The sequence below is a fragment of the Cochleicola gelatinilyticus genome, from assembly GCF_001637325.1.
GTDB lineage: Bacteria > Bacteroidota > Bacteroidia > Flavobacteriales > Flavobacteriaceae > Cochleicola > Cochleicola gelatinilyticus.
On the sequence record NZ_LRXL01000002.1, the window covers coordinates 12,993 to 39,715 of the forward strand.

Annotated in this window: 22 protein-coding genes and 2 tRNA genes; 14 read left to right on the plus strand and 10 right to left on the minus strand. The window is 36.3% G+C overall.

Features of this window, described 5'->3' with window-relative positions; all coding sequences use genetic code 11:
* Positions 1-4 precede the first annotated feature (4 nt).
* Positions 5-655, minus strand: coding sequence for a CBS domain-containing protein (locus ULVI_RS00635; protein ID WP_068588357.1), 651 nt, complete (start codon positions 653-655; stop codon positions 5-7).
* A gap of 90 nt (positions 656-745) precedes the next feature.
* Between ULVI_RS00635 and ULVI_RS00640 the strand changes: the two genes are divergently transcribed.
* The 8 genes from ULVI_RS00640 to clpX all read left to right on the plus strand — a co-directional run bounded on the left by ULVI_RS00640 (position 746) and on the right by clpX (position 9,052).
* Positions 746-1,459 (plus strand): pyridoxine 5'-phosphate synthase, encoded by a 714-nt coding sequence (locus tag ULVI_RS00640; protein ID WP_068588359.1) that lies wholly within the window; start codon positions 746-748, stop codon positions 1,457-1,459.
* Between the two features lies 1 nt (position 1,460).
* Complete coding sequence (locus ULVI_RS00645) at positions 1,461-2,222, plus strand: alpha/beta fold hydrolase (protein ID WP_197463458.1); 762 nt, start codon at positions 1,461-1,463, stop codon at positions 2,220-2,222.
* 109 nt (positions 2,223-2,331) lie between these two features.
* The gene (locus ULVI_RS00650) at positions 2,332-3,579 is read left to right on the plus strand and encodes an OmpP1/FadL family transporter (protein ID WP_068588362.1); all 1,248 of its coding nucleotides are present in this window, start codon (positions 2,332-2,334) and stop codon (positions 3,577-3,579) included.
* Between the two features lie 21 nt (positions 3,580-3,600).
* Positions 3,601-5,106 (plus strand): SGNH/GDSL hydrolase family protein, encoded by a 1,506-nt coding sequence (locus tag ULVI_RS00655; protein ID WP_068588365.1) that lies wholly within the window; start codon positions 3,601-3,603, stop codon positions 5,104-5,106.
* A 119-nt stretch (positions 5,107-5,225) separates the two neighbouring features.
* A complete protein-coding gene (locus ULVI_RS00660; protein ID WP_068588368.1) occupies positions 5,226-5,570 on the plus strand; it encodes a phage holin family protein in 345 nt (114 codons plus the stop codon).
* Positions 5,571-5,661: 91 nt separating this feature from the next.
* A complete protein-coding gene (gene tig, locus ULVI_RS00665) occupies positions 5,662-6,981 on the plus strand; it encodes a trigger factor (RefSeq protein WP_068588371.1) in 1,320 nt (439 codons plus the stop codon).
* Between the two features lie 133 nt (positions 6,982-7,114).
* Complete coding sequence (gene clpP / locus ULVI_RS00670; protein ID WP_068588378.1) at positions 7,115-7,798, plus strand: ATP-dependent Clp endopeptidase proteolytic subunit ClpP; 684 nt, start codon at positions 7,115-7,117, stop codon at positions 7,796-7,798.
* Positions 7,799-7,819: 21 nt separating this feature from the next.
* On the plus strand, positions 7,820-9,052 hold the full coding sequence (gene clpX / locus ULVI_RS00675; RefSeq protein WP_068588382.1) for an ATP-dependent Clp protease ATP-binding subunit ClpX: 1,233 nt from the start codon (positions 7,820-7,822) through the stop codon (positions 9,050-9,052).
* 98 nt (positions 9,053-9,150) lie between these two features.
* Here the strand turns inward: clpX and ULVI_RS00680 are convergent, their stop codons facing one another.
* From ULVI_RS00680 to ULVI_RS00690, 3 genes are all read right to left on the minus strand, one after another.
* Positions 9,151-9,336 (minus strand): hypothetical protein, encoded by a 186-nt coding sequence (locus ULVI_RS00680; RefSeq protein ID WP_068588386.1) that lies wholly within the window; start codon positions 9,334-9,336, stop codon positions 9,151-9,153.
* A 187-nt stretch (positions 9,337-9,523) separates the two neighbouring features.
* Positions 9,524-10,351 (minus strand): class I SAM-dependent methyltransferase, encoded by an 828-nt coding sequence (locus tag ULVI_RS00685; protein ID WP_068588390.1) that lies wholly within the window; start codon positions 10,349-10,351, stop codon positions 9,524-9,526.
* A complete protein-coding gene (locus ULVI_RS00690) occupies positions 10,329-11,867 on the minus strand; it encodes a GH3 auxin-responsive promoter family protein (protein WP_068588393.1) in 1,539 nt (512 codons plus the stop codon). Before ULVI_RS00690 ends, ULVI_RS00685 begins: the two co-directional genes overlap by 23 nt.
* A gap of 45 nt (positions 11,868-11,912) precedes the next feature.
* Between ULVI_RS00690 and ULVI_RS00695 the strand changes: the two genes are divergently transcribed.
* On the plus strand, positions 11,913-12,707 hold the full coding sequence (locus ULVI_RS00695; RefSeq protein ID WP_068588396.1) for a DUF2797 domain-containing protein: 795 nt from the start codon (positions 11,913-11,915) through the stop codon (positions 12,705-12,707).
* A gap of 1 nt (position 12,708) precedes the next feature.
* Here the strand turns inward: ULVI_RS00695 and ULVI_RS00700 are convergent, their stop codons facing one another.
* Genes ULVI_RS00700 through ULVI_RS00710 form a run of 3 tightly spaced genes read right to left on the minus strand, consistent with a single transcriptional unit; the run spans position 12,709 to position 16,726 of the window.
* Positions 12,709-13,344 (minus strand): hypothetical protein, encoded by a 636-nt coding sequence (locus ULVI_RS00700; RefSeq protein ID WP_068588399.1) that lies wholly within the window; start codon positions 13,342-13,344, stop codon positions 12,709-12,711.
* A gap of 29 nt (positions 13,345-13,373) precedes the next feature.
* The gene (locus tag ULVI_RS00705; RefSeq protein WP_068588402.1) at positions 13,374-15,995 is read right to left on the minus strand and encodes an AsmA-like C-terminal region-containing protein; all 2,622 of its coding nucleotides are present in this window, start codon (positions 15,993-15,995) and stop codon (positions 13,374-13,376) included.
* Positions 15,996-16,021: 26 nt separating this feature from the next.
* On the minus strand, positions 16,022-16,726 hold the full coding sequence (locus ULVI_RS00710) for a queuosine precursor transporter (RefSeq protein WP_068588405.1): 705 nt from the start codon (positions 16,724-16,726) through the stop codon (positions 16,022-16,024).
* A gap of 74 nt (positions 16,727-16,800) precedes the next feature.
* Here ULVI_RS00710 and folK point away from each other — a divergent pair, with 74 nt between their 5' ends.
* Positions 16,801-17,928, plus strand: a complete 1,128-nt coding sequence (gene folK, locus ULVI_RS00715; protein ID WP_068588426.1) for a 2-amino-4-hydroxy-6-hydroxymethyldihydropteridine diphosphokinase — start codon at positions 16,801-16,803, stop codon at positions 17,926-17,928.
* A 49-nt stretch (positions 17,929-17,977) separates the two neighbouring features.
* On the opposite strand, the gene ULVI_RS00720 is transcribed toward folK, so the two are convergent.
* A complete protein-coding gene (locus ULVI_RS00720; protein WP_068588428.1) occupies positions 17,978-18,514 on the minus strand; it encodes an RNA methyltransferase in 537 nt (178 codons plus the stop codon).
* 382 nt (positions 18,515-18,896) lie between these two features.
* On the opposite strand from ULVI_RS00720, the gene mutS reads away from it, so the two are divergent.
* The 3 genes from mutS to ULVI_RS00735 all read left to right on the plus strand — a co-directional run bounded on the left by mutS (position 18,897) and on the right by ULVI_RS00735 (position 21,831).
* Entirely contained in the window at positions 18,897-21,533 is a 2,637-nt protein-coding gene (mutS, locus tag ULVI_RS00725) for a DNA mismatch repair protein MutS (protein WP_068588408.1), read from the plus strand.
* Positions 21,534-21,614: 81 nt separating this feature from the next.
* A tRNA-Gly gene (locus ULVI_RS00730) sits at positions 21,615-21,687 on the plus strand.
* A gap of 58 nt (positions 21,688-21,745) precedes the next feature.
* Positions 21,746-21,831, plus strand: a tRNA-Leu gene (locus ULVI_RS00735).
* A gap of 166 nt (positions 21,832-21,997) precedes the next feature.
* Here the strand turns inward: ULVI_RS00735 and ULVI_RS00740 are convergent.
* Together ULVI_RS00740 and ULVI_RS15715 are read right to left on the minus strand one after the other, a co-directional pair.
* The gene (locus ULVI_RS00740) at positions 21,998-22,399 is read right to left on the minus strand and encodes a hypothetical protein (RefSeq protein ID WP_157632536.1); all 402 of its coding nucleotides are present in this window, start codon (positions 22,397-22,399) and stop codon (positions 21,998-22,000) included.
* Between the two features lie 67 nt (positions 22,400-22,466).
* Positions 22,467-22,589 carry a hypothetical protein gene (locus ULVI_RS15715; protein ID WP_262485574.1) on the minus strand — a complete coding sequence of 41 codons (123 nt, stop codon included), beginning with the start codon at positions 22,587-22,589 and terminating at the stop codon, positions 22,467-22,469.
* A gap of 551 nt (positions 22,590-23,140) precedes the next feature.
* Between ULVI_RS15715 and ULVI_RS00745 the strand changes: the two genes are divergently transcribed.
* Positions 23,141-26,723 (plus strand): Ig-like domain-containing protein (locus ULVI_RS00745; protein ID WP_197463459.1); only part of this gene is annotated, 3,583 nt, incomplete at its 3' end.

Here is a 26,723-nt window from a genome sequence, read left to right on the forward strand (position 1 = left end):
CAGTTTATATATTTAGGTATTTGTCCAAATAGTCGGAACGTTCTTTTAAATCTTCTAAGAATTTATCTTCATCATGTTTAGAAACGATATTGTAATTGTATCTTCGGAAGGTTTGCATGATCGAATTCATTCCCGTACTTGAAACTTTTACTGTAATTTCTACGACATCATTTTCGACTTTAGAGATAAAAGCGCCTAGCATTTTTGCATCGTTAGTTTCAACAATTTGACATACTTCACTAAAGGAGTAATCGTGCATTCCTTTCTCTACTATAATAATACCTCCTGCTTCGCTTAAAAAAGGAGTTTCTTTAAACAAATTCATGATATCTCCTAATTCATAATAACCTATATAGTTGTTTTTTTCGTCAAGAACTGGCATAATGTTAGAATTATGTAGCGCAAAAGCTTCCAAGATATCTAACCAATTGGTGTTTTTTCTCACAAAAAAGGGCTCTAAAGAGTATTGAACATCTTCAAGCAATTGTTCGCTTTCAAAACAGAGTGCGTCGGTTTCAGAAATAGATCCCATAAAAACTGTTTCTTTATGAACGGGAATATGTGAGTACGTTAATTGGTTAAAGGCTTTTTGTACTTCTTTAATCGGTGTTCGTAATGAAAAAGGGTCGATGTCGTTAATAATATATTGGAGCATATTGTACGAAAATTTTTATGCAAATTACTCAAAATAATTCTGTCCTCCCTCCTGTAAGGGTTGTATTTTTGTTTCTTATACGTTAAACAAATGACAAAATTAAGTGTAAACATTAACAAAATTGCCACCCTTCGAAATGCACGCGGGGGCAACATGCCTAATGTGGTTCAAGTAGCGAAAGATGTTCAAAAATTCGGAGCGCAGGGAGTGACCATCCATCCACGACCCGACGAGCGTCACATTACGTATCAGGATGCGTACGATTTAAAACCTGTTGTCTCTACAGAGTATAATATCGAGGGAAATCCAATAGAGAAATTTCTTACTATGGTTCTGGAGCTGAAGCCTACACAAGTAACCCTAGTTCCCGATGCAGTTGATGCGATCACTTCGAATGCAGGTTGGGATACGTTAAAACATAAAGCATATCTTTCAGAAATTATTAACGAATGTAAACACAACGGAATACGAACGTCTATTTTCGTAGATCCCGATTTAAAGATGATCGAGGGTGCGGCTCATACAGGAACCGATCGCATCGAGCTATATACTGAAGCCTTTGCTGAAGGATATGGAAAAGGAGATGAAAATTCAGTTAAACCTTATAAAGAATGTGCTGTCTTGGCGCACTCTCTTGGCTTAGGTGTTAACGCAGGTCACGATCTTTCACTAGAGAATATTGCATTTTTTAAAAACAGCGTACCCCATCTTCTTGAGGTCTCTATTGGGCATGCATTAATTTGTGAATCTATTTATATGGGAATAGAAAACGTAGTAAAAAAATACCTTCAGAAACTAAAATAATATGATATTACATTCTCAAATAATAGGTGCGGGAAAACCATTTGTGATTCTTCACGGATTTCTTGGCATGAGTGATAATTGGAAAACGTTAGGCGGTAAATTCTCGGAAGCCGGCTATCAAGTTCATTTAGTCGACCAGCGAAATCATGGAAGAAGTTTTCATAGTAATGAGTTTTCGTATACTGTCATGGCGGAAGATTTAAAAGAGTATTGTGATCATCATAATTTTTCAGAAATTGTTCTTTTAGGACATTCTATGGGAGGAAAAACGGCCATGGAATTTGCAACTAAATATCCTGAATTGGTTTCAAAATTAATTGTTGCCGATATTGGTCCTAAGGCATATCCACAACACCATCAAGATATTTTAAAAGCTCTAGCATCACTCGATTTTTCTAAAATTAATTCGCGAGGTGAAGCTGAAGACGTGTTGTCTGAATATATAAAGGATACAGGAACCCGATTATTTCTTCTGAAAAATTTATATTGGAAAAGTAAAGGTGTCTTGGCTTTAAGAATGAATTTACCTGTTTTAACCTCTAATATTAATGCCGTTGGGGTAGCCTTGACTGAAGGTGCAGTATTTAAAAAGGATACCCTTTTTATGAGAGGATCTAAGTCTGGATATATTGAGGATATGGATGATATTTTAATAAAAAAACACTTTCCGAGTTCTCACATTGAAACTGTTTCTAATGCAGGTCACTGGTTGCATGCTGAAAATCCTTCCGAATTTTATCAAATTGTTATGAATTTTTTATAACATTGCAAAGCAAATTTTATTATGTATGCATAATAAATTGTATTTTAACCCAATATTCTGCACTTTTAGCAGTTTGAACTAAAAAAATTAACTTAAACGTAAAACAATTATGAAAAAATCTTTGCTTCTTGCTGTGCTTATTTTGGCTACAGCAGTGACGTATGCCGGAGGGTATCGCGTAAGCCTTCAGGGAAATAAATCGCTAGCTATGGGGCACACCGGAGTTGCTGTTGTAAGTAGCGAATCGGTTTTCTTTAATCCTGCCGGATTAGTATATATGGAGGATAAATTTTCGGTCTCGGTAGGAGGCTTCGGTGTATTCTCGAATGTATCGTATCAAAACGAACGTACAGGTGATTTTGCTGAAACAGATAGTCCTGTTGGAACTCCTTTGTATGCATACCTTTCTTATAAAGCGAACGACTGGCTTGCTTTCGGTCTTGGAGTTTATACTCCTTATGGAAGTACGGTAGAATATGAAGATGACTGGGCAGGATCTCATTTAGTTAATAATATCGACCTTGCTGCAATTTATATTCAGCCAACTGTATCGTTGAAATTTAATGAGTATTTAAGCGTAGGTGGTGGACCCATTTATGTAACAGGATCTGTAAACTTTAATAGAAACCTTAATCGAACTTTAACCGATCTTGATGGAAATCGTTCTGAGGTAACTATCGATGCTTCTGGTGTAAATAGCTGGGGATGGGTAGCAGGTCTTATGTTTAATCCTACCGAAGATCTAAGTATTGGTTTTAATTATCGCTCTGAGATTATTCTGGAAGCTGAAGATGGAGAAGCAGATTTTGAAAATATTCCTAATTCACCTTTAACACCTTTCAGTGATACAACATTCGATGCAGAATTACCACTACCGGCCGAACTTACTGTTGGTTTAAGTTACGAGTTCTGTGATAAATGGTTATTCGCTTTCGATTTTAATAGAACATTCTGGGATGTATATAATTCATTAGATATCGATTTTGCTAATGCTGCAGTACCAGACTCTCAAAATCCACGTAATTACAAGAACTCATCGATCTACAGATTCGGATTACAGTACGAAGCAACTAAAATGTTTACATTAAGAGCTGGATATTACTTCGATGAATCACCTGTACAGGCAGGTTATTTTGCGCCAGAAACACCAAGAAACGACAGTAATAACTTTACTGGTGGACTTACAGTAAATGTTGGTAATCACTTTCAAATAGACGCTTCATTCTTATACTCTCGATTTAAAGAAGTGGATGCTTCTTATAATTTCTATCAAGAGAATGGTGTAAATGTACCTTTTAGAGGAACTTACAAATCGAATGCTTTTTCACCTGGTTTAGGTATTACCTATAAAATGTAATTTTAAAAAATTCAGAAAAAAATGAAAAATATATTAAAAACAACACTTGCATTACTTGCCGTAGGATTGGTAAGTTGTGAGGCAGACTTTGATAATCCGGTGACAGATGCCGGTTTTTATACCAGCGGTACAGCAGATTTTTCTAATTATGTAGCAGTTGGAAATTCATTAACAGCGGGATATGCAGATGGAGCACTGTATATAACAGGTCAAGAAAACTCGTATCCTAATATTATGGCACAGCAATTTGCGAAAGCCGGCGGAAGCGAAACCTTTACACAACCTTTAGTAGATGATAATCTTGGTGGGTTAAAAGTGAATGGACAAGTTGTATTTCCTAACCGATTTGTACTATCTGTAGATGCGATGGGAAATCCTGGTCCTGTTCGCTTAGAGGGTGATCCGCAAACCGATGTAACTACGAGTGCTGCAGGACCTTTTAATAACATGGGAGTTCCAGGAGCTAAAAGTTTTCATTTAAATGCACCAGGATATGGAGCTGCTAACCCTTGGTTTGGTCGTTTTCAAACGAGTGCTAGTGCTTCAGTTCTTGAAGATGCAACCTCTTTAAACCCGACCTTTTTTAGTTTATGGATTGGAAACAATGATATTTTAAGTTACGCAACATCAGGTGGTGCTGGAGTGGATCAAACAGGAAATCTTGACCCAACTACTTACGGAGATAATGATATTACAGACCCTAATGTATTTGCAAGTGTTTACAGTGCGCAGGTTTCTGCACTAGCACAAGGTGGTGCAAAAGGTGTATTGGTTAATATTCCAGATGTAACATCTATTCCTTATTTTACGACAGTTCCAGTACAATCTATACCATTAGATGCTGCTACTGCTGCGGGAGTAAATGCTCAATTTGCATTGTATAACAATCAAGCGTTACCAGGATTGGTAGCTGCTGGAATTATTACTCAAGAAGAAGCCAATTTACGAATGGTAAACTTTTCGCCAGGAGCTAATTTTCCAATTATCACAGACGATGACCTTACCGATGTAACTCAAATTTTAATTGCTCAAGGAATACCTGCTCAAACAGCGGCTCTTCTAGGGCAGCTACGTCAAGCAAACAATGACGATTTAGTCGTATTAGTTGCTTCGTCTGTATTGGGTACATTAGCAGATCCGTCAAACCCACAAAGTGTTATTGGAGTTGCGGTTCCTTTAAGTGATCAGTTTGTATTAACAGCAACAGAGCAAGCACGTGTTGCTACTGCGTCTGCTGCTTACAATACAGCCATTAGAGGATTGGCAGATGCAAATGGATTGGCCTTTGTAGATGCAAGAAGTGCTTTAGCGCGTGTTGCTGATACAGGTGTTTCTTTCGATGGAGGATTACTTACCGATACATTCGCTACGGGAGGTGCATTTTCATTAGATGGTGTGCATCCAACACCTAGAGGATATGCTTATACGGCAAATTTAATTATTGATGCTATTAATAACACCTATGAAGCTACTATTCCTAAAGTGAATATTGGCGCATACGGTACTGTAACTGCTACCAATAATTAAGATTATTATAAATTTTTTAAAAAACTCCTGTGTTCTAAATACAGGAGTTTTTTTATGCAATAGTTTCAATTAATATTCATCGTATCTTTAATATAAATTTAAATTTATAAAATATAGTTATGAATACAATTTTAAAAATTCTTTTAACGGCAGTCGCTGTTGTAATTTTAGCGTATATTTTGCCTGGAGTGGCAGTAGAAGGGTATGTTTCAGCTATTATTGTAGCCGTAGTGTTGGCGTTATTGCGGCTTATCGTAAAACCAATTTTAGTGATTCTTACCTTGCCAGTGACCTTAATAACTTTTGGATTGTTTCTCTTAATAATTAATGCCATCATTATCTTAATGGCAGATTATTTTGTGAGTGGTTTTGCTGTGAATAATATTTGGTGGGCCTTATTATTCAGCTTGCTTTTATCATTTCTTCAGTCTATTTTATTTTCAGTCTTAAAAGAGAAGGAATAATATTCTGAAATACAACGTGCAACAATTTGAAAGCTTGCTTAAATTATTGTACTTTTGCAAGCCGAAAATTAAGAGCTAAATTTTTCAGAAAATGAACATCACAAAGAAAGACATTGATAAGTTAAATGCCGTAGTAACCGTTGAAATTTCAAAGGATGACTATGCTGATAAAGTTTCAAAAATTTTAAACGATTACCGTAAAACTGCGAACATTCCTGGTTTTAGAAAAGGGCATGTGCCTATGGGAATGGTGAAGAAACAATACGGAAAAGCTGTTTTAGTAGAAGAAGTGAATAAACTAATTCAAGAGGCATTACAAAAATTTTTAACTGAAGAAAAACTGGATGTTCTAGGAAATCCGCTTCCGAACAATGAAGCAGAGATCGATTGGAACTCGGACGACTTTACTTTTTCTTTCGACCTTGGATTAGCCCCAGAATTCGATGTAGATGTAAAGAAAAAGGCAGTTACTAATTATAAGATTGTTGCAGATAAAGAAATGCTCGACAATCAAGTAAAAACTATTCGTAAACAATACGGAAAGTTAATTGCTAAAAAAGAGGTTTCAAAAGGGGATGAGATCACAGGGACCTTTACTTCAGAAGAAAAGGGGATCGATAAAAGCACAACATTCACTACCGAAACAATTAAAGGAAAAAAACAACTTTCAGCTTTAGTAGGTGCCAAAGTAGGTGATACGGTGGTTTTAAAAACCAAAGGAATGTTTGCAGACGATCACGATAATCAAAAGTATTTCGATGTTTCTCACGACGATGCTCACGGATTAGATGTTGAAGTTTCTTTGAAGATCGAAGAAGTGAATGAACGTGAAATGGCCGAATTAAATCAAGAATTATTCGATAAGCTGTTTGGAGAAGGTGTGGTTTCTTCGGAAAAAGAACTTAAAGAAAAAATCAAAGAAGATGCTGAAAAGCAGTTCGAACAACAAAGTGATCAGAAATTATTGAATGATGTAGTTGAAAGCCTTATCGACAATACTAAATTCGATCTTCCAGATGCATTTTTACAACGTTGGATCGCAGTTTCTGGAGAAAAACCAATGACTGAAGAAGAAGCAAAAGCTGAATATGAGCGAAGCGAAAAAGGATTGCGATATCAATTAATTGAAGGAAAACTAAGAGCAGAACACAATTTGCAGGTAACCTTTGATGAATTGAAAGATTACAGTAAAACCATGATTAAAGGACAAATGGCACAATTTGGCCAAACAGATCCTTCAGAAGAAGAGCTTGATACTATTGCAGCACGAATTCTTTCAAATCAAGAAGAGGTGAAGCGCTTAAGCGAGCAATTAAATACAAATAAGTTATTGGATTTCTTTAAAGAAAATGCAAAACTTAAAACCAAAGAAATTACGTACGATAAATTCGTAAAAGAAGCGTACGCATAATTCAGCGATAAAATTGGTATCTTTAGACGCTGTATGTAAAACGTACAGCGTCTTTTTGTTTTTATCGGGATACCCCCTGTTTAAACAGATGCATAGAAAACAGAATTATAAAATAAGAAAGCGATTTTAATTTATGAACTACGGAAAAGAATTTAAAGAGTTTGCTACGAAAGATCAGGGTATTAATAGCATGTATTACGATAAAATCGTAAGTAGCATGTATCCTGTGGCACTCACCCCAAATATTATTGAAGAGCGCCAAATGAATGCGGTTGCCATGGATGTTTTCTCTCGATTAATGATGGATAGAATCATTTTTTTAGGAACAGGAATTAACGACCAAGTAGCGAATATTGTACAAGCCCAATTATTATTTTTGGCTAGTACAGATGCTTCAAGAGATATACAAATTTATATTAACTCTCCTGGAGGAAGTGTATATGCTGGATTGGGTATTTACGATACCATGCAGTTTATTACTCCCGATGTAGCAACAATATGTACTGGAATGGCTGCATCTATGGCAGCTGTGTTATTATGTGCCGGAGAAAAAGGTAAACGAAGCGGGTTAACGCACTCGCGAGTAATGATTCACCAACCAATGGGTGGTGCTCAAGGACAAGCCAGTGATATTGAAATTACGGCACGAGAAATCATGACGTTAAAAGAAGAGTTGTACAAAATCATTGCTAATCATAGTGGACAAACTTATGAGAAAGTTTATGATGACAGTGACCGTGATTACTGGATGAAAGCAGAAAAAGCGCTTGAATACGGGATGATCGATGAAATTTTAACCAGAGGTAAAGAAAAATAGAATCATTTGAAAGATAAAAAAATGTCGAAAGAAGAGTTGGAATGTTCGTTTTGTGGTCGAAAAAAGGCTGAAACAAGTTTGTTGATAGCAGGTTTAGACGCACATATCTGTGATCGCTGTATCGAGCAAGCACATGGCATTGTCGTGGAAGAAGCTTTGCATACTGAAAACGGTGAGCTTTCTAAAGAGTTGATGTTGAAAAAACCCAAATCGATCAAAGAGTTTTTAGACGATTACGTAATAGGACAGACACACACTAAAAAAGTAATGTCTGTGGCAGTTTACAATCATTACAAACGATTGCTTCAGCCAAAGACCGATGACGATATTGAAATACAAAAAAGTAACATCATTATTGTAGGGCAAACTGGAACGGGAAAAACACTCATTGCAAAAACAATTGCTAGAATGTTAAACGTTCCTTTAGCTATAGTTGATGCTACAGTATTAACTGAAGCAGGATACGTAGGAGAAGATGTAGAAAGTATTTTAACTCGATTATTGCAAGCGGCCGATTATAATTTGGAAAAAGCCCAAAATGGAATCGTATTTATCGACGAGATCGATAAAATTGCCCGTAAGAGTGATAACCCATCTATTACAAGAGATGTGAGTGGAGAAGGTGTGCAGCAAGCTTTATTAAAGCTGCTTGAGGGAACTACGGTAAACGTTCCACCAAAAGGAGGGAGAAAACACCCAGATCAGAAGTTTATTGAAGTAAATACCGAAAATATTTTATTTATTGCTGGTGGTGCTTTCGACGGTATTGAGCGAAACATCTCGAAACGATTAAATATGCAGGCTGTTGGATTTAGTGCTTCAATTAAGGAAGACTCTTTAGACCGCGATAATTTGCTTCGATATATTATTCCGAAAGACCTAAAAGATTTTGGGTTAATTCCAGAAATTATTGGTCGACTTCCTGTGTTAACCTATATGAATCCTTTAGACAAAGGAACACTAAGAGCTATTTTAACAGAACCAAAGAACGCTATCATTAAGCAGTATAAGAAACTGTTTGAAATGGATGATATAGAACTTATCGTGACAGAAGAAGCGTTAGATTATATTGTTGAAAAAGCAATAGAGTATAAATTAGGAGCACGAGGATTGCGTTCGTTATGCGAAGCAGTATTAACCGATGCGATGTATGAATTGCCAGACACAGAAGATAAGAAATTACATGTTACCTACGAGTATGCTGAAGAGAAATTAAACAAATCGACCATTAAAAAGTTGAAAGCAGTTTCTTAACTATCACAGTATATTTAATTATTTTGGATATAATAAAAAACCCCAAATCAAATATGATTTGGGGTTTTTCGCCACTAGATGTAATTAAAGTTGATTTATTATGGTTGGGCGATAACGGTTTTAAGCTTTTTATTTAGAATTTTTTGTTCTAATAATTGCTTTTTATTTTTAAGCGTATATCCAGTAATTTCTTTTTGGTTTTCTTGCATTGAAGCGGTGGTTCCGCAAGAGGTCATCGAGACTGAAAAGACTGCTATTATAACTACGATTAATAAATTTTTCATGAGAGGTTATTTTTAATTCTGAAGTAAATGTATTCCGTAAGAAAAGGACTACCAAAACTTTTAGTTGAAACCAATCAGAAAATCGTTTAACGACATCTAAAAATAAAAACCTCGATAAAGTGCCGAAAACACTCGTGCTACAACATTTTTTTAAACGTCAAATTATGATGTTAATCGGATAAATGCACTAGCATCTATGGAGTGTGTAAAAAAATTCGTTCAAAACATCGCTTTCTCGAAGTGTGGGAGGAAGCGATTTAATTTCTTTACCTACTTGAAAACTACTGCTACTTTTTTTAAGCACATACTTAGAAAGGGAAGTGTAGTAGGTGTTGGGTAATGTTGTGAATGGATTATTTTTCGAATTAAGGTGTTCTATAAAATAATTTTTTAATCTTTCAAATACCTCTTGCGAGGTACTACTATCTTCAAAAGATACGCACATTGTCACATCACCTGCTTTTTGGAAATCTGCTATATATCTTAACAGATCGTCAATAACGTTGCGATTAAGAAAAAAGAACACCCCTTCAATAAGCACGACCGTTTGCAAACCTATATAGTTGGTTTTTATAGTGTTTGTAAGTTCTTCTAATTCTCTTTTATTGGTAATGTCTACAGCGCTATGTGAGACATTCCGATGCGGTAGAAACCCTTCCGAAGTAAATTTTTTAATCGCCTCTTTTTTAAATGATACGATTTCAGGCAAATCGATCTCTAGGGTGGTGACGCGGTCGGAAAGTAGATATGGATACATGCTAAATCCAGCGCCAATATTAATAAATAACCAATCTCCTTCTGAAGTTAACTGAGTAAGCGATTCTAGAAAATACCGGTTTCTGAAACAATGAAGCAGCTCATCGTATACAGACACGTGGAGTGAAAAATCGGAAGCAAATGAAGTTAAGGAAGGTCTAAGCCACAATTTTGCGTAAGGATCTAAACTAATATCCTCGTGTTGAGACCTATAATAAGCAATTATAAACGCCGTATCATGTATTGGAATTGATGTCATATTTCGTATTTAAAACCAGCAATTCTTCTACATAACTTCTTTGGTTGGATAATCGAGGTACTTTGTGCTGTCCTCCTAGTTTATTGTTTTGTTTTAGCCAGTCGTAAAACAGCCGTTCACGAGCACAGTGTATGGTTGGTGGCTTTAGCGTCGTGTTGTTAAAGCGTTTTGCTTCATAATCGCTATTTACTTCTTGAAGTGCTTTATCGAATAACATAGAAAAGCTCTGAAAGTCTGAAGGAGGTGTTTTAAACTCGATAATCCATTCGTGGGCTCCTTTTTCTCTTCCTTCCATAAAAATAGGGGCTGCAGTATAATCAACGATTTCTGTGTGGGTTTGCGAAGATACTTTTCGAAGTGCGGCTTCGGCGTTTTCGATGATTAATTCTTCTCCGAATACATTAATATGGTGTTTAGTGCGTCCCGTAACTTTAATTCGAAATGGGCTTACAGAAGTAAAGCGAACAGTGTCCCCAATTTTATAGCGCCAAAGTCCGGCATTGGTGGTGATAATTATGGCGTAGTTTTTACCAACCTCCACTTCACTCAGCGGAATTACTTTTTCTTCTTCTGTACCATAGCCGTCCATTGGAATAAACTCGTAAAAGATACCATAGTCTAACATGAGTAGTAGCTCCTTGTTAGAATTACGATCCTGTATAGCGAAGAATCCTTCCGAAGCATTATAGATCTCATAATATCTAAAACTTTCTTTTGGAAGTAGCTTATTGTATTGCTCGAGATACGGGTCGAAACTCACCCCTCCATGAAAATAAACCTCTAAATTAGGCCATATCTCAAAAAGATTATTTTTCCCTGTAGTTTCGGCAACATTGTTTAATAAAACAAGCATCCATGACGGTACACCTGCCAAGCTAGTTACATTTTCTTTGATTGTTTCATTTACAATGGCCTGCATTTTGGTTTCCCAGTCGCCCATTAATGAGATCTCATTGCTCGGCGTACTACTAAATTCTGCCCAAAACGGCATGTTATCGATAAGAATTGCCGAGAGATCGCCGAAGACAGTTCCGTTCTCTTGGTATAGTTCTTTACTCCCTCCAAGACGAAGTCCTTTCCCTAAAAAGAGTTGCGATTCGGGATTATTGTTTAAATACATGCATAGCAAATCCTTACTGGCAGCATAATGACAGTCTTCTAGAGAATCGCTGCTTACGGGTATAAATTTACTTTTAGCGTTAGTGGTTCCACTAGATTTAGCAAACCATTTTATAGGAGTAGGCCAAAAAATATTAGCTTCTCCACGACGAGCACGTTCAATTAGAGCTTCGTTACTCTCATAATTGGACACAGGAACACGGGCCGCAAATTCCCGATACGAAGTTATGGTGGAAAATTCGTATGTTTTGCCGATCTCGGTATACCGTGCCTTCTGAATGAGATGCTGAAGTAATTCTTCTTGTACCTCAATAGGGTATTTAAGAAACAGGTCAATTTGATGAAACCGCTTCTTTAAAAACCAGGAGGCAATAGAATTTACAATGGGGATTGGCATATTTTTGAACTATCTTTATGCAATAAAAATAACACTTTTCTTTTTATGAATTATGAAGGCGTTTTAACAAAAATGCAAACTGAATTTGGAAGCCCCATTCAATACTACCTAGTTTTCGAAAATGACTTTCTGAACATGAATCAGTTACTAGATAAAAAGGTGTCTATTAACTTTCTAAAATACCAGTGTTTAAATTGTAATCTGGAGAAAAAAATTTACCGTCAAGGTTTCTGTTACGACTGTTTCTTTGAAATACCGCAAGCAGCAGATTGGATTATTAAACCCGAATTAAGCACGGCTCACATCGATAAAGAAGATCGAGATCTCGCCTACGAAAAGCGCGTACAGTTGCAACCTCATGTTGTGTATTTAGCTAACAGCAGCAATGTTAAAGTAGGAGTGACAAGGAAAACACAAGTGCCCACTAGATGGATCGATCAAGGAGCGCATGAAGCTATAGAAATTGTAGAAGTGCCTAATCGGTATCTTGCTGGAATTACTGAAGTCGCATTAAAAGATCATGTTGGCGACAAGACCAATTGGCGTACGATGTTGAAAAACGATATTAAGGATGAAAACCTTGTGGAATGGAGAGATAAATTACGCCAATTTATTCCCAAAGAAGCTCAAGAGTATTTTATTGAAAGTAATTCTGAAACCAATATCGAATTCCCAGTGCTTCAGTATCCTAAAAAATTAAAAAGTCTAAATTTGGTAAAATCTCCTTTTTATGAAGGAATTCTAAAAGGAATAAAAGGGCAATACTTAATTTTCGAAGATGATACCGTGTTTAATGTTCGCGGAAGTGAAGGGTATGTAGTAGCAATAACAGTAAATTAATTTATTCCAAAAGCATTCTAATACCTTGAGCAATAGAAATTAATACTATAGCAAGGCCAATCCATCTGTAAATGTTGTTCTTATTTTTTGGTTTCTTGTCTTCATAAGTTTTGCTTAGTTTTCCATAGAGATATAGCACAAGAACCTTTCCTGCGAATACCCCGCAAAAGAAGAATGCTAACACTATCTTCGAGCTTACTTCAGAAATATATAACAAATATTCTTGCGCCAAAGAAACCGCAATGATGTAATAGAGTAAAACGGTCGGATTAATAATCCCGAAGCTTAAACCTGTTAGAAAATTGGCACGAACCGACTTCCCCTTGGTGTCTACTTCAAAATCTATTTGTACCAATTTCGGGAATAAAAATAACAACCCCACAATAAAGAACAATGCTAAAAATAAGATCTGAACCCAAAGATTGGTTTCAAAAAAATCTACGATCGCATTACTATACCATAACGAAAGAAATGCCAATATCGTTTCACCCAAAGAAGCCCCAATAGCTATAGGTATTGCTCGTCCTACAGATTCTTCTTTCGAGGTTTTAATAACTGCAATATTAGAGCCACCTACCGGAATGGTCCCCAACCCGCTTATTAAAAGACCTAAGAGAAGAAAGAGAAAGAGCGTCATATTTCAAAAGTATTAAGATTTCTATGTGTTTAGTTTCCTGTCGTATCTTTTTTCTTCTTACCGAAAAGTCCTCCTAAAATATCTTTTACAACCTTGGTAGTTTCTTCTTTAGTAGTAGGAGTGTTTGTTTTTGTAGTATCGGCAGTATTTGTACTACCTCCAAGAATATCTTTAATAATATCTTTTCCTTTATCCTTAACCTTATCTGTTTGCCTTTCAATAAGGCGTTGTGTAAGTTCTTGTACTGCGGCCTGTGTATTGAGCGCAATTTTAGGATTATTAAAAGTTCCAGTAATTCCAACAGGAAGTTTTACCGTCGTTTCATTGGCCTCTTTTTCATCGAGCTTGGCTAATAATCCACTTACTTCATTCCCTAAATAACGAGCTGGCACGTCAAGGGAAACATTATAATTCATGTTTTTGTCTAAACCGTGCTGTCCTGCAACATCTACTTTAATTCCTTTTACATTGAAGTCAAAGGGTTTTACTTTAATATTTCCGTTCTCGAAAGTTAATGCGGTGCTTACATCTCTCAGACTTAATTGATCGAGGTTTAAAAACTTAATTTGCTCTCCCAATTTTGAGAGTAACGGAGTTTTTTCGGGATCCACTTCTGCGGTGAGTATCTGTGCCAATGCAGAACCTGCCAGGGAAGTAAGTTGTGGGGTAAGATCGTCATTTAATTTTCCCTGTAAATTGATCTTTGTGTTTAAATTTCCTTGTAACGCTTTTGCGATGGGAGCGAAAAAACTTAAAATTTCCAACTTTTTAAAAGACTCATCGATATCTATTTTCTGAAGATCAAGCTCCATAGCGAACGATGGGGTTTGCTCTCGAGTAGACACATTTCCGCCAAAAGCAATATTTCCTCCTAGAATATTTGAGGTTACATTCTGAAGGTTCGCCGTTTCGTTTGCAATGCTTGCCGTTCCTTTTACGTTGGTAAGTTCCAAATTGTCATAGATTACTTTTTTAGCGGAAAAATCTAAGGTAGCATTTAGAAAATCGGGAATTTTAATTTGATCTTTCGCTGAGGTTATTTGTGTTGTTTCTTCGGAAGTGGTCTTCGATTCTTTACTTTCCGAAGCCATAAAATCATTTAAATTGAACGTGTTCGAAGTTACATTGAAACGTCCTTTTAAATCTTGCTTCGACATTAGGAAAGGCAGTAAATTCTGAATAGATCCCGAAGCAGCAATATCGGTTTGCCCGGTGGTGGCTTTAATTTCGTTTAAACTAATGTTATTACCCGGGCTCATAGTAATTGCCGCTTTTGAAATAGCGATGGGGTTATTAAAAGCCGCATCAGAATAGGTAAAATCTGAAAGACTTGCGGTTCCATTGGTTTCAATATTTTGGTATTGTTCTTTTTCTACCGAATTCATATCAAACTTTGTGGTGACATCTGCCTTAAAAACTCCGCTGAGCTTCTGGTCAAGTTCTATTGGAAACACTTTTTCGATATTAGCGAGGTTCAAAGTTCCTTTTAAAGCTAAATTCACCAACATATTTTCAGTAAGATTGCGAATGCTTCCGTTTGCATTAAATAACTCGTCGTCGATTTTAAAAGTAATCCCTCCTATGTTGAGGTAAGTATCCTTTAGTAATCCAGTTTCATTTTTAAGATCGGCATTGATCGAAATATTACGGACTGTTTTTGGAAGATCGGGGTATTTAAAAGACGCATTGTCACTTCTAATCTTAATATCCATTTTCGGGATATAGGTGTCATCAACGATCCCTTTTAGCATCCCATCTACTGTAAAATTCCCGGTGGTAGTGACACCGTCGAGGTTTTTAGCATATACCTTCGGAATGACCGCAAGAAAGTTCTTAAAGTCAGAAGAAGGGGTTTTAAAAGTTAGATCGATTTCATTATTGCTTTCATTTACCTTTACAAAACCGTTGAAAGTAAGGGGTAGCTCATTTACTTTGGCTTCATTTTCAAGAAACGTGTATTTCTGATTTTCAAGGTCGAGTTGAAATACTGCGTCGAGAGTTACCGAATTTTCTTTTAAGTACTCAATATCTCCGAGTCGAAACGAGACCAAGGCATTCGTTTCTGTGTCTAATTCAGATTCAGCTAATGAGAAATCTCCTGTTCCTTCGTGGTTTACATCGGTAAGTGTTAAAAATGTCTGGGTAGATTCATCTAGGTAGTTAATGCGAGAATTTTTTAATTCGTATTTTTTTAGATCGAAACTAAATCCTGCGTTTCCTTCGGTGTCATCATTTAGTGGTGCGTCACTTTTTACAGCAATATCGTAGTTGGTTTGCCCAGTTGAATCGATGCGAATGTTTACAAAAGCTTCGTCGAGTGACAGCGCATCTATTTTAATGGGGTTGTCACCACTCTTAAATAATTGGGTAATTCCCATGTCTAGCTTAAGTTGTTTTCCACTGGCGAGTGTGTCGCCCGCAAAAGGCGCTTTGTTGATCACGCTAAAATTTGTGATGGTTAGTGCAGCATCTGGAAAACTGCGAAACAAACTTAAGTCGAAATCTTCCCAGCTCACCGTTGCATTTACATTGTTATCGATGGTGCGTTTTACAAGTTTCTCTAAAGTTCCTTTGAAGAATAGAGGAGATAATGCCAATAAGAGGAGTACTACTCCTAAAAATATTCCAATTATTTTTAAAAACTTTTTCATGACTGTTATTTAAAAACTTTTATTTTTTATTCATTAATTAGAGTGATTTCTTCACCCATTTTTAAATTAAAACGTTTTCTAAATGCATATACTCCTGCATAGAGAAAAGGGGTGTCTAATAGTGCGACCAATACTTTAAAAAGAAAGCCACTAAGGAGCAAAGCACCAAACAACTCCCATTCAATTTTTCCGAAACTACAAAGCAAAAATAGTACCGTAAACGTATCTATAAATTGCGAAAAAAAGGTTGAGAAATTATTCCGAAGCCATAAATGTTTTCCTTTAGTAAGGCCTTTCCAGAAATGAAAGATCTGAATGTCTATATACTGTGCGAATAAATACGCTAGCATCGAAGCAACTACGGCAAGTGCAGTAGCTCCAAACACTTTATTAAATAAGGTATCGTCCACTGGGCTCCAAACAGTTGCTGGTACTGCATCGGAAACATAAATTATTAACAGCGAAAAAAATGAGGCAAAAATTCCGGCTGTTACTACTTCGTTCGCTTTCTTTTTTCCGTAAAGCTCACTAATAAGATCTGTAATAAGAAATGTAATGGGATAAGGTAGAATCCCTACCGAGATCTCAAATGTGTAAATTCCGAAAAAATCCCAGTAAAAAAACTTCTGGAAAATTAAATTTGAAACTACCAGCGAAGCTATGAATAAAGCACCTAAAATGAGATAGATGCGTTGTGCGGCTAACCTGTCTTTAAGCGAAAGTTGCGTCATTCATTAGTCGATTGATGGCAAAGATAATTGTCAGTGTTTTTCTTTTCCTTAATTTCGTCATAAAATCAGTCCACATTAAACCAATACAACACATATATCTTTCGCTAGGCAGCAATCAAGGAAACAAATTCGAATACCTTCAAACTGCTGTAAATGCTATTTTTAGACAAATTGGTAGTATACAAAAAATTTCTTCTGTTTACGAAACTCCGGCTATGGGTTTTAATGGAGACGATTTTTTAAATTGTGCGGTAGAAGTACATAGCACGTTATCTCCATCTAAAGTATTGCAAGAAATACATAAAATCGAAAAGAAGTTAGATAGAGTACGAAATGCTTCGGAAGGATATGCATCTCGTACGATCGACATCGATATTATTTTTGTGGATGCGCTTGTAAAAGATTCAAAAGCATTAACAATTCCACACCCAGAAATGCATCATCGTCGTTTTGTTTTACAGCCTATAGCAGAATTAAGTGCAGACTTTGAGCATCCTATTTTAAAAAAGAACATGGTGCGTTTGTTAGCTGAAACTGATGATAAAAGTACTGTTGTAAAACAATCTAAATGGCTTCGGAATCCAGGAAAATATTACGATTTTTCGAAGTTGAATTATATCGCTATTGAAGGAAATATTGGTGCCGGAAAAACAAGTCTTGCCACACAACTTGCGACCGATTTTAACGCAAAACTAATTCTTGAACGTTTTAAAGACAATCCATTTCTGCCTAAATTCTATGAAGAACCTGGTCGGTATGCATTTCCTTTAGAGATGTCTTTTTTGGCAGACCGGTATCAGCAATTATTAGACGATATAAAACAATTCGATTTGTTTAACGATTGTGTGATCGCCGATTATGACGCGTACAAATCATTAATATTTGCTAAAGTAACCCTGCAGGATGAAGAGTTTAATTTATATAAAAAACTCTTTCACTTAATGCATAAAGAATTGCCTAAGCCCGATGTATATGTATATCTCTATCAGAATACCGAGCGGTTATTGGAAAATATAAAAAAGAGGGGGAGAGGATACGAAAAAAGTATTCAAGCTTCGTATTTGCAAAAGATCAACGAGGGGTATTTAGAATTCATTAAAGGTCAACATAACGATACCATTAAAATTATAGATATTTCTGAAATGGATTTTGTTAAGAACCGAAGCGACTACCTTTCCATATTAGATGAGATTCTTACTTAGAGTCCCTAAACATAATAGGGAGTGATCTTGAAAATTTTTTGAGAACTAGCTAAGACGTTAATTTGCAAAAGAGATCCCACACAACTACTCCCGTGCTAACAGAAATATTGAGAGAGTGTTTGGTACCGTATTGCGGAATTTCAATTACGGCATCACTTTCAGAGACTACTTCTTGCTGCACACCTTTTACTTCGTTTCCGAAAACCACTGCATACACCAATTCTTTTTGCGTTGAAAAATCATTTAAAGATACCGCCAATTCGGCTTGTTCTATAGAAGCTACAAAAACTCCTTGTTGTTGTAACTTGTGAACCACCTCTAAAGTATTTTCGGCATACTCCCATTCCACACTGTCGGTAGCGCCCAAAGCTGTTTTTTGAATATCTTTATGTGGCGGTTGGGCGGTAATTCCGCAGAGATATATTTTCTGAATTAAAAAAGCATCTGCGGTTCGAAATACAGATCCAATATTGTTGAGACTTCTAATATTATCGAGAATGATAATAAGCGGTGTTTTTTCTGAAGCTTTAAACGTTTCGGGATCGATTCGTTCTAGCTCGCGATTTTTAAGTTTTCTGTATTTCATAAATTCATTAAAAAGCAAAGATACCCATTTGAAAAAATTTTGAAATTAGAATCACCAGCTTTAATTTTTTGTAATAGAGTAATTGTATTATAAATTAAAATTCCATTCTTAAAACATATAATAGATAATCATATTACTTTTAAAAAAAAGCATCAATTTTATTTATTAAAAAAAGCCTCTATAGATTCGATATCCTAAAACATTTTATTTTTTGTAAGTAAATACCTCTATGTTTCATTGAAGGGCTCTTAAATGGTCTTATTTTGAATATTTTTAGTTGTACACTAAAATCTTTGTGAAAAACTTTCTATAACTCTTTGGAGCCGAATTTTCGATACCAAAAGCGAATTTCTATTTTAGCAGAACAAAATTTTATGATGCAATGGCAAAGAAAGTCACCCCTTTAATGAAGCAATATAATACCATCAAGGCAAAATACCCTGATGCGCTATTGCTGTTTCGTGTGGGGGATTTTTACGAAACTTTTGGGGATGATGCAGTTCGTGCTGCCAGAATATTAAATATCACTTTAACCGCTCGTAATAATGGAGGTGATAATATCGAACTGGCTGGTTTTCCGCACCATTCGTTACATACTTATTTGCCTAAATTAGTGATGGCGGGCTGTCGTGTTGCGATCTGTGATCAGTTGGAAGATCCTAAATTAACCAAGAGTATTGTAAAGCGTGGCGTTACCGAACTAGTTACGCCTGGAGTTGCGTTAAGCGACGATATCCTTCAGTCGAAATCTAATAATTTTTTAGCTGCTATCCATTTTCATGCTACCAAAAGAGCTTCAGAAGTTCAGCAAATTGGGGTTGCTTTTTTAGATATATCAACCGGAGAGTATTTGCTTTCCGAAGGGAGTGCAGAGTATGTAGATAAATTACTTCAAAATTTTACTCCTTCCGAAGTGCTGTTCAGTAAACAAAAAAGAGGATTATTTTCAGAAACATTTGGAGACGATTTTCATGTATTTCATTTAGAAGATTGGGTGTTTCAAACCGATTATGCTACCGAAACGCTTCAAAAACATTTCGATGTTAAGAATTTAAAAGGATTTGGAATTGCTCATTTAGAATCGGGTATCATCGCTGCTGGAGCGGCACTTCATTACTTGGGTGAAACGCAGCACAAGAAATTAAAACACATCACTAAAATCTCTCGAATTGCTGAAGATGAATATGTGTGGATGGACCGATTTACCATTCGAAATTTGGAGTTATACCATTCGAACAATCAGAATGCAGTTACCTTATTAGATGTGATCGATAAAACGATATCTCCCATGGGAGGACGGTTGTTAAAACGATGGATGGCGCTGCCGTTGAAAAATACAGAGAAAATTACCCGACGTCATGAAGTGGTAAGTTATTTACTGGATCATCCTAAAGTGTTAGCATTCATGCAGCAACAAATGAAAGGAATTGGTGATTTAGAACGTTTAATTTCGAAGGTTGCTACTGGAAAAATCAATCCGCGTGAAGTCGTGCAATTACTTCATTCTTTAGAGGCGATTGTTCCCATAAAAAAGGAGGCTTTAAAAGCTTCAAACGAATCGGTTCAAGGAATTGGCGAGCAATTATTAGGGTGTGAATTACTTCGGAATAAAATAAAAGAAACACTAGATGAAGAAGCTCCAGTAAATATTTTAAAAGGGAATGCAATTTCTGAAGGATTTCATGAACCCTTAGACGAATTGCGCTCTATAGCGACAGGGGGAAAAGAATATCTAAACGCAATGTTGGCTCGCGAAACCGAAAGAACCGGAATTACATCCCTTAAAATCGCATCAAATAATGTGTTCGGGTATTATATAGAAGTCCGTAATACACATAAAGACAAGGTGCCACCCGAATGGATTCGTAAGCAAACTCTTGTAAGTGCAGAGCGATATATAACCGAAGAATTAAAGGAGTACGAAACGAAGATATTGGGTGCTGAAGAAAAGATTACTGCGTTAGAGCAGGAACTTTTTTCAAAACTGGTAACGTGGATGCTGCAATTTATAGGTTCGGTGCAGCAAAATGCCGCATTAATTGCCGAATTAGATTGTCTGTGTTCTTTTGCAGTACATGCAAAAAATGCTAACTATACCAGACCGCTAATAGACGATTCGTTCGATTTGGATATTAAAGAAGGCCGTCATCCGGTGATCGAACAGCAATTACCGCCAGATAATCCTTTTATAGCGAATGATGTGTTTTTAGACAGGGATACTCAGCAAATAATTATGATTACAGGTCCTAATATGAGTGGTAAGTCGGCCATTTTACGTCAAACAGCGCTTATCGTTTTACTAGCACAAATGGGGAGTTTTGTACCTGCTAAAGCCGTTCGATTGGGTTATGTAGACAAAATCTTTACTAGGGTAGGGGCTAGTGATAATATTTCTATGGGAGAATCTACTTTTATGGTAGAGATGAATGAAACGGCAAGCATTCTAAATAATATTTCAGATCGATCCTTGGTATTGTTAGATGAAATAGGTCGTGGAACAAGCACCTACGATGGAATTTCTATAGCTTGGGCAATTAGTGAATATTTGCATGAACACCCGTCACATGCTAAAACTTTATTCGCAACACATTATCATGAAATTAATGAAATGACAGAAACGTTCGACCGAATTAAAAATTACAATGTTTCTGTAAAAGAGTTAAAAGATAACGTTTTGTTTCTTCGGAAACTGGTTCCCGGAGGTTCACATCATAGCTTCGGAATTCATGTTGCAAAGATGGCAGGGATGCCTCAGGCTGTTTTGCACAGAGCAAATAAAATATTGAAGCGCTTAGAAAAATCGCATTCTTCTGAAGAATTAACAGAAGAAATGAAGGCGATTTCTAAAGAAGAATTGCAGTTAAGTTTCTTTAAATTAGACGACCCTTTATTAGAGTCATTACGAGATGAAATCGTTGAAATAGATATAGATACACTTACTCCTGTTGAAGCTTTAATGAAGTTAAATGAGATAAAACGAATGTTACAACGGAATGCCTCTGTTAAAATGAAAAAATAATTTTTCGAAAATAGCTTTGTCGTTGCGGTAAAAGTTTTAAATTTGCAACCGCTTAGTTATAGAAGCGATGTTCATTTAATTGCGAAAATAGCTCAGTTGGTAGAGCGCCACCTTGCCAAGGTGGAGGTCGCGGGTTCGAATCCCGTTTTTCGCTCGAAGTCTTTCATTCTGAATGATAGATTTGAAAGTGACTAGAAAAAAAACATACCAATGCTGAAGTGGTGGAATTGGTAGACACGCTGGACTTAAAATCCAGTGGGCAGAAATGCCCGTACGGGTTCAAGTCCCGTCTTCAGTACAAAAAGCTCTGTCTTATTAGATGGGGCTTTTTTTATACGTAAAAATTATGAAAGATGTTAGTAGTAAAAAAGTCTAGCGTCTTATATATAAGAGGGATGCCTTGTATTAAATGTTAAATTTTTGACACACTTATAAAACTCTAGTATTTATTTGAAGGGTGGATTCTAAAGGTCATCACTTAATATTTTACGTATCTCATCGTCTACATCTCTCTTAAGCGCCTCATTTTCGTATGTGTTTTTGCTAATACGATAGGAAATATAAATAACAAATAAAAGAATAGGAATAATTAGTGGGAGCGAGTACCAAAAATCGAACTCATCGATATACCCCGATTTGTAATTAATAATTCCAATTAACTGAAAAAGAAACATGGTGAAGGGAACTAGAATTGCATATTTCCACCAATTATTAGAAGTTAGAAACCATATTCCTGTAAGCATTACAAAAATAAATTTGGTGAAAATTGCGTGTACGTAAGATTGTACCCATGTAAAATTACCTGCTTCAATCGTTCCAAAAATAGTTTCCCATTCAGATGCTTCAGAAGGTGCATATTTATACACATAAAACAAAAAAGGTGTTATTATCAATAAAAATGATAATAACACCCCTTTAATTAGGTTCTTTTTTTTATCCGTTTGGCGGTACAACGTACTTGTCCTTATCGAGTTGTTGATCATTGCTGTTTAGGGATTCTGGTGTGCAGCTTGCCATAAATGCAAGTGCAGCTAAAATAAACATAAGTTTTTTCATGACTATTAGGTTTTAAGTTAAATCTATTACAAACATACAGGGAAGTTTCTAAAAATCTAGTAGTCAATAAAATATATGTTTTATTTACATTTGTAGGTTATATTCTACAAATCAGGTGGATTAACTGCAATTTAAGTGTTTGAACGTCAAAAATACGGATTAAATCTTAATTTATTAATAGGTAGCGTTTATTCTTCTAGTAAACAGGTTGTTGGAGGCTTTAAGTTATACTTCACTATACATATTAAACAAGTTGATTATTATTAAAATTCTGTTAAATAAAACCATTTTAAGGGTTAAATGCGTAGATAATCGATATAATATGTAAGAAAAATAGTATTAACAAATTTAATATAATTGTATTTCGTCGATTAAAAATGCATTTCATCGAAATTACTTGCATTTGAACCCTAATAAATGCAATTAATCGACAAAATTTTTTCAATGAACGTTGTAATTGTGTTAAGTTTGCATACTAAATCCCCCGCAGCCTATATATTTAAATGTCTGCAAGGAATTTTAACCCAAAGAAATTAATAAATAGCATTCGTATGAAAGTCTATACCCCAAACCTACAGAAGACTAGTTTTACTAAGTTTTTGTTTTTTACTGTTCTTTGTTTTATGGTTTCCTTCGGAACTGTAGCTCAGAATATTCCTGCATCCAATAACACTCCAAGCAACCCAGAAGCCAATTGTTTCGATTGTGTTCCTGTTGGTTGGGGAGAGCCTGGTCCAGGAACTCCTGATATTTCGGACGTTAATAATGCAGCTGCCGCTGGAACTTGGGATGGTGGCGCCGCATGGACTAATGCGCCACTTCCACCCCCACCAAATGGCCATGAGCATTGGATTACTTTGAGGGATATTGGGACGGCCGCAACAGAGGAGAATGTTTTTACAGACATGACCAACTTAGTTATTGGGGATAGCTATCGAGTAACTGTTTATCATTTTTCAGCACTTTCATTGTACTCAAGAGTGTATATAGACAGATTTGAGTATCAAGTTGGTACACAAGGAAGAAATTTCATTACACCAACACCTGCTTTAAGAGATTTAGAGTGGGAAACAACCACGATCGATTTTGTGGCAACAGCGACAACAGAGCGATTAACTTTCTATCCTGGAACGAATGGTGGTGGGAGTCAAACTACTACTGAGGGTATAAACCTATCCGTTACCTTAAATGCTATACAAAATATAACAGATTCAGATGGCGATGGGGTGCCAGATACTGCTGATACTTGTGTAGGATACGATGATTCTGCAGATAATGATAACGACACAATTCCAGATGGTTGTGATCTAGATGACGATAATGATGGTATTTTAGATGCTGATGAATGTGATGCGCCAGTTGTTTTACGTTATAATTACGATCAAGCAGCTTCAGATAATACAAAATTAGTGTATTCAGCCACGTATAATTCTGAATTATATACTATTGAAATTGAAGAATCAACCATAGCAAGACATTTTACAGGTCCAGATGGCGCTCAAGATCCGAGTGGAGTTTCATTTACTTCAGGTCAAAATCCACCACTTATTGAAAATTTTGACAGAGCAGATGATGAGAGTGCTATAAAGTTCACAAGTTCGGCACCTATATCGAGAATACAGTTTTCTAATTTAGATGATATTGACCGCTCTAATAATGATGCTGCCTATCCAACCGATGCATTGTGTTTTAATTTACCTGGGACTTGGCAAATTATTGCAGAAGATTTAGCAGCTTACGATTTAATAACTGGAAACCTTGTAGTTAATAATCCAAACAATAATGCAGCACCAAACATTTCTACTGGAAATAGTTCTGCAGATGAATTTATTGTAAGAGGTGGTGTTTCCGATGTATTAACAAGAGGAATTGCTGATGGTACAAGTGCAAATCAAACACAAACAGATAATGGCGTAGCTATATTTATAGCGGACAGGCCCTTTAATGAGATATCATTACTTTTTGAAGATTTATCAGACGGAGGTGACAGAGAAAGTATTCGTAGTTTAATTAGCACATCGTTTTTAGATATTGCCGTGATCGTTTGTCCTGACTCAGACGGCGATGGTATGACTGATAATTTAGACTTAGACAGTGATGGTGATGGATGTCCGGATGCTTTAGAAGGTGATGGTGGTTTAGATTATTCAAATCTTAATCCAGATGGTTCAATTAATATCGCAACCAATCCTGTGAATGATAATGGTATTCCAGTAGGACCAGGAACAGCAGGTAACGGAACAACGGGACAAAATGATGTAAGTTCAACGAATGCTGCTGTGCAATCAGCCATTTGTAACCCTTGTTCTTCTGGACACCCTGAATACGTAGATAGTGATGGTGATACTATAGGAGATGTATGTGATTTAGATGATGATAACGATGGTATTCTAGATGCAGATGAGAATGGAACGTGTGGAACAACAGGAAGTGTAGTTTCAACAGTATTTAGTGAAGATTTCGGAACTCAAAGTACAGCTAATGGTACATTAAGTACTATTTCGCCTTATACAAATTATGCATATTATAGTGCTGAAGTAGGAAATACCCCAACAGATAATGCAGACGGTAATTCAGCTCCACAATCATTACAAGATGGGAGGTATACAATATTTAATAATATTTCAGAAACTGCCGCTTGGGCTTCATCGATTTGGCAAACAATTGGTGATCATACAAATGGAGGGGCGTCTCCATCAACTGGTAAAATGGCTATTTTTAATGGAACAAACACGGCAGGATTAGAATTTTATAAAAGAGAATTAGTAAATATAGTTCCTGGTGCGCCAGTTAGTGTGTCATTTTGGTTAATGAATATTGATACTAATATAGGAGGGAATGATGGTAGGAATTTACCAAATATAACAGTTAATTTTGTTCAAGGCGGTTCAACGATATATACTTTTAATACTGGTGATGTTCCAAGATTTGCAGCAGGAGATGTAAATGCTTGGCAGCAGTTTTCTAGCCCTACACCATTTATTCCAACTTCTGGTGATCCTATTGAAATTGTATTTATTAATAATGCACCAGGAGGAGGAGGAAACGACCTTGCTTTAGATGATATTTTAGTAACTCAAACTCTTTGCGATACAGATGGTGATACAACTCCAGATCATTTAGATAATGATAGTGATGATGATGGTTGTTTCGACGCTCTTGAAGGGGATCAGAATTATACTTTAAATGACGTGAACGGAAGCGGAATGTTAACGGGGGGTGTTGATGTAAATGGTGTGCCAACAGTTACTAATGGTGGGCAAAATGATGTGAGTTCAACAGACGATACAGTTTTTAGTGACGAATGTGATAATGATAATGATGGAAATATAAATGGGACCGATCCTTTTCCTAATACCCCTACGGCACAAGATGAAAATAGTACAGCTACACTTGGAGTGGCTACAGCTATTAATATATTAGATAACGACGACTTTTTAACAAATCTAGATGCAAACAATATAGGGACAACTGAGCTTTCAGATACTGGAAATGGGACTGCTACGGGAGTTATTCAATTTGATGAAAATACAGGAAATCTTATATATACATCTGGTGCATTGGAAACAATCGGTGATGTAGTAACTGTTATTTACCAAGTTTGTAATACAGATCCAGATCCTTCAATTTGTGATATAGCTACTGTGAATATTACAATAACTGCTGCAAATAGTGATCCAATTGCCGTTGATGATACTTACAATATCAATGAAGATGAAGATGTAACATTGACTCCTTTGGATGATGATAGTGACCCTGATGGTGATACTTTAGTTATTGAGTCTATTAATGGAACTGCTCTTACCCCTGGAACGCCGCAAACTATTGCTGTAACCAATGGAACGGTGACTGTTGATGCCGCAGGAGTGATTACTTTTACTCCTGATGAGAACTTCAACGGATCTGTAGTGATTCCTTATGTAATTACTGATGGAACTGCAACGGCTACAGCTAATGAAAATATCACGGTAGACCCGATCAACGATGCACCAGTAGCGGTTGATGATGATTATACGGTAGATGAGGACGATAGTGTTGTTCTTACACCTTTAGATTTAGATACCGATTTAGACGGTGATACCTTAACGATCCAATCGATCGGAGGAACTGCTCTTACCCCTGGAACGCCGCAAA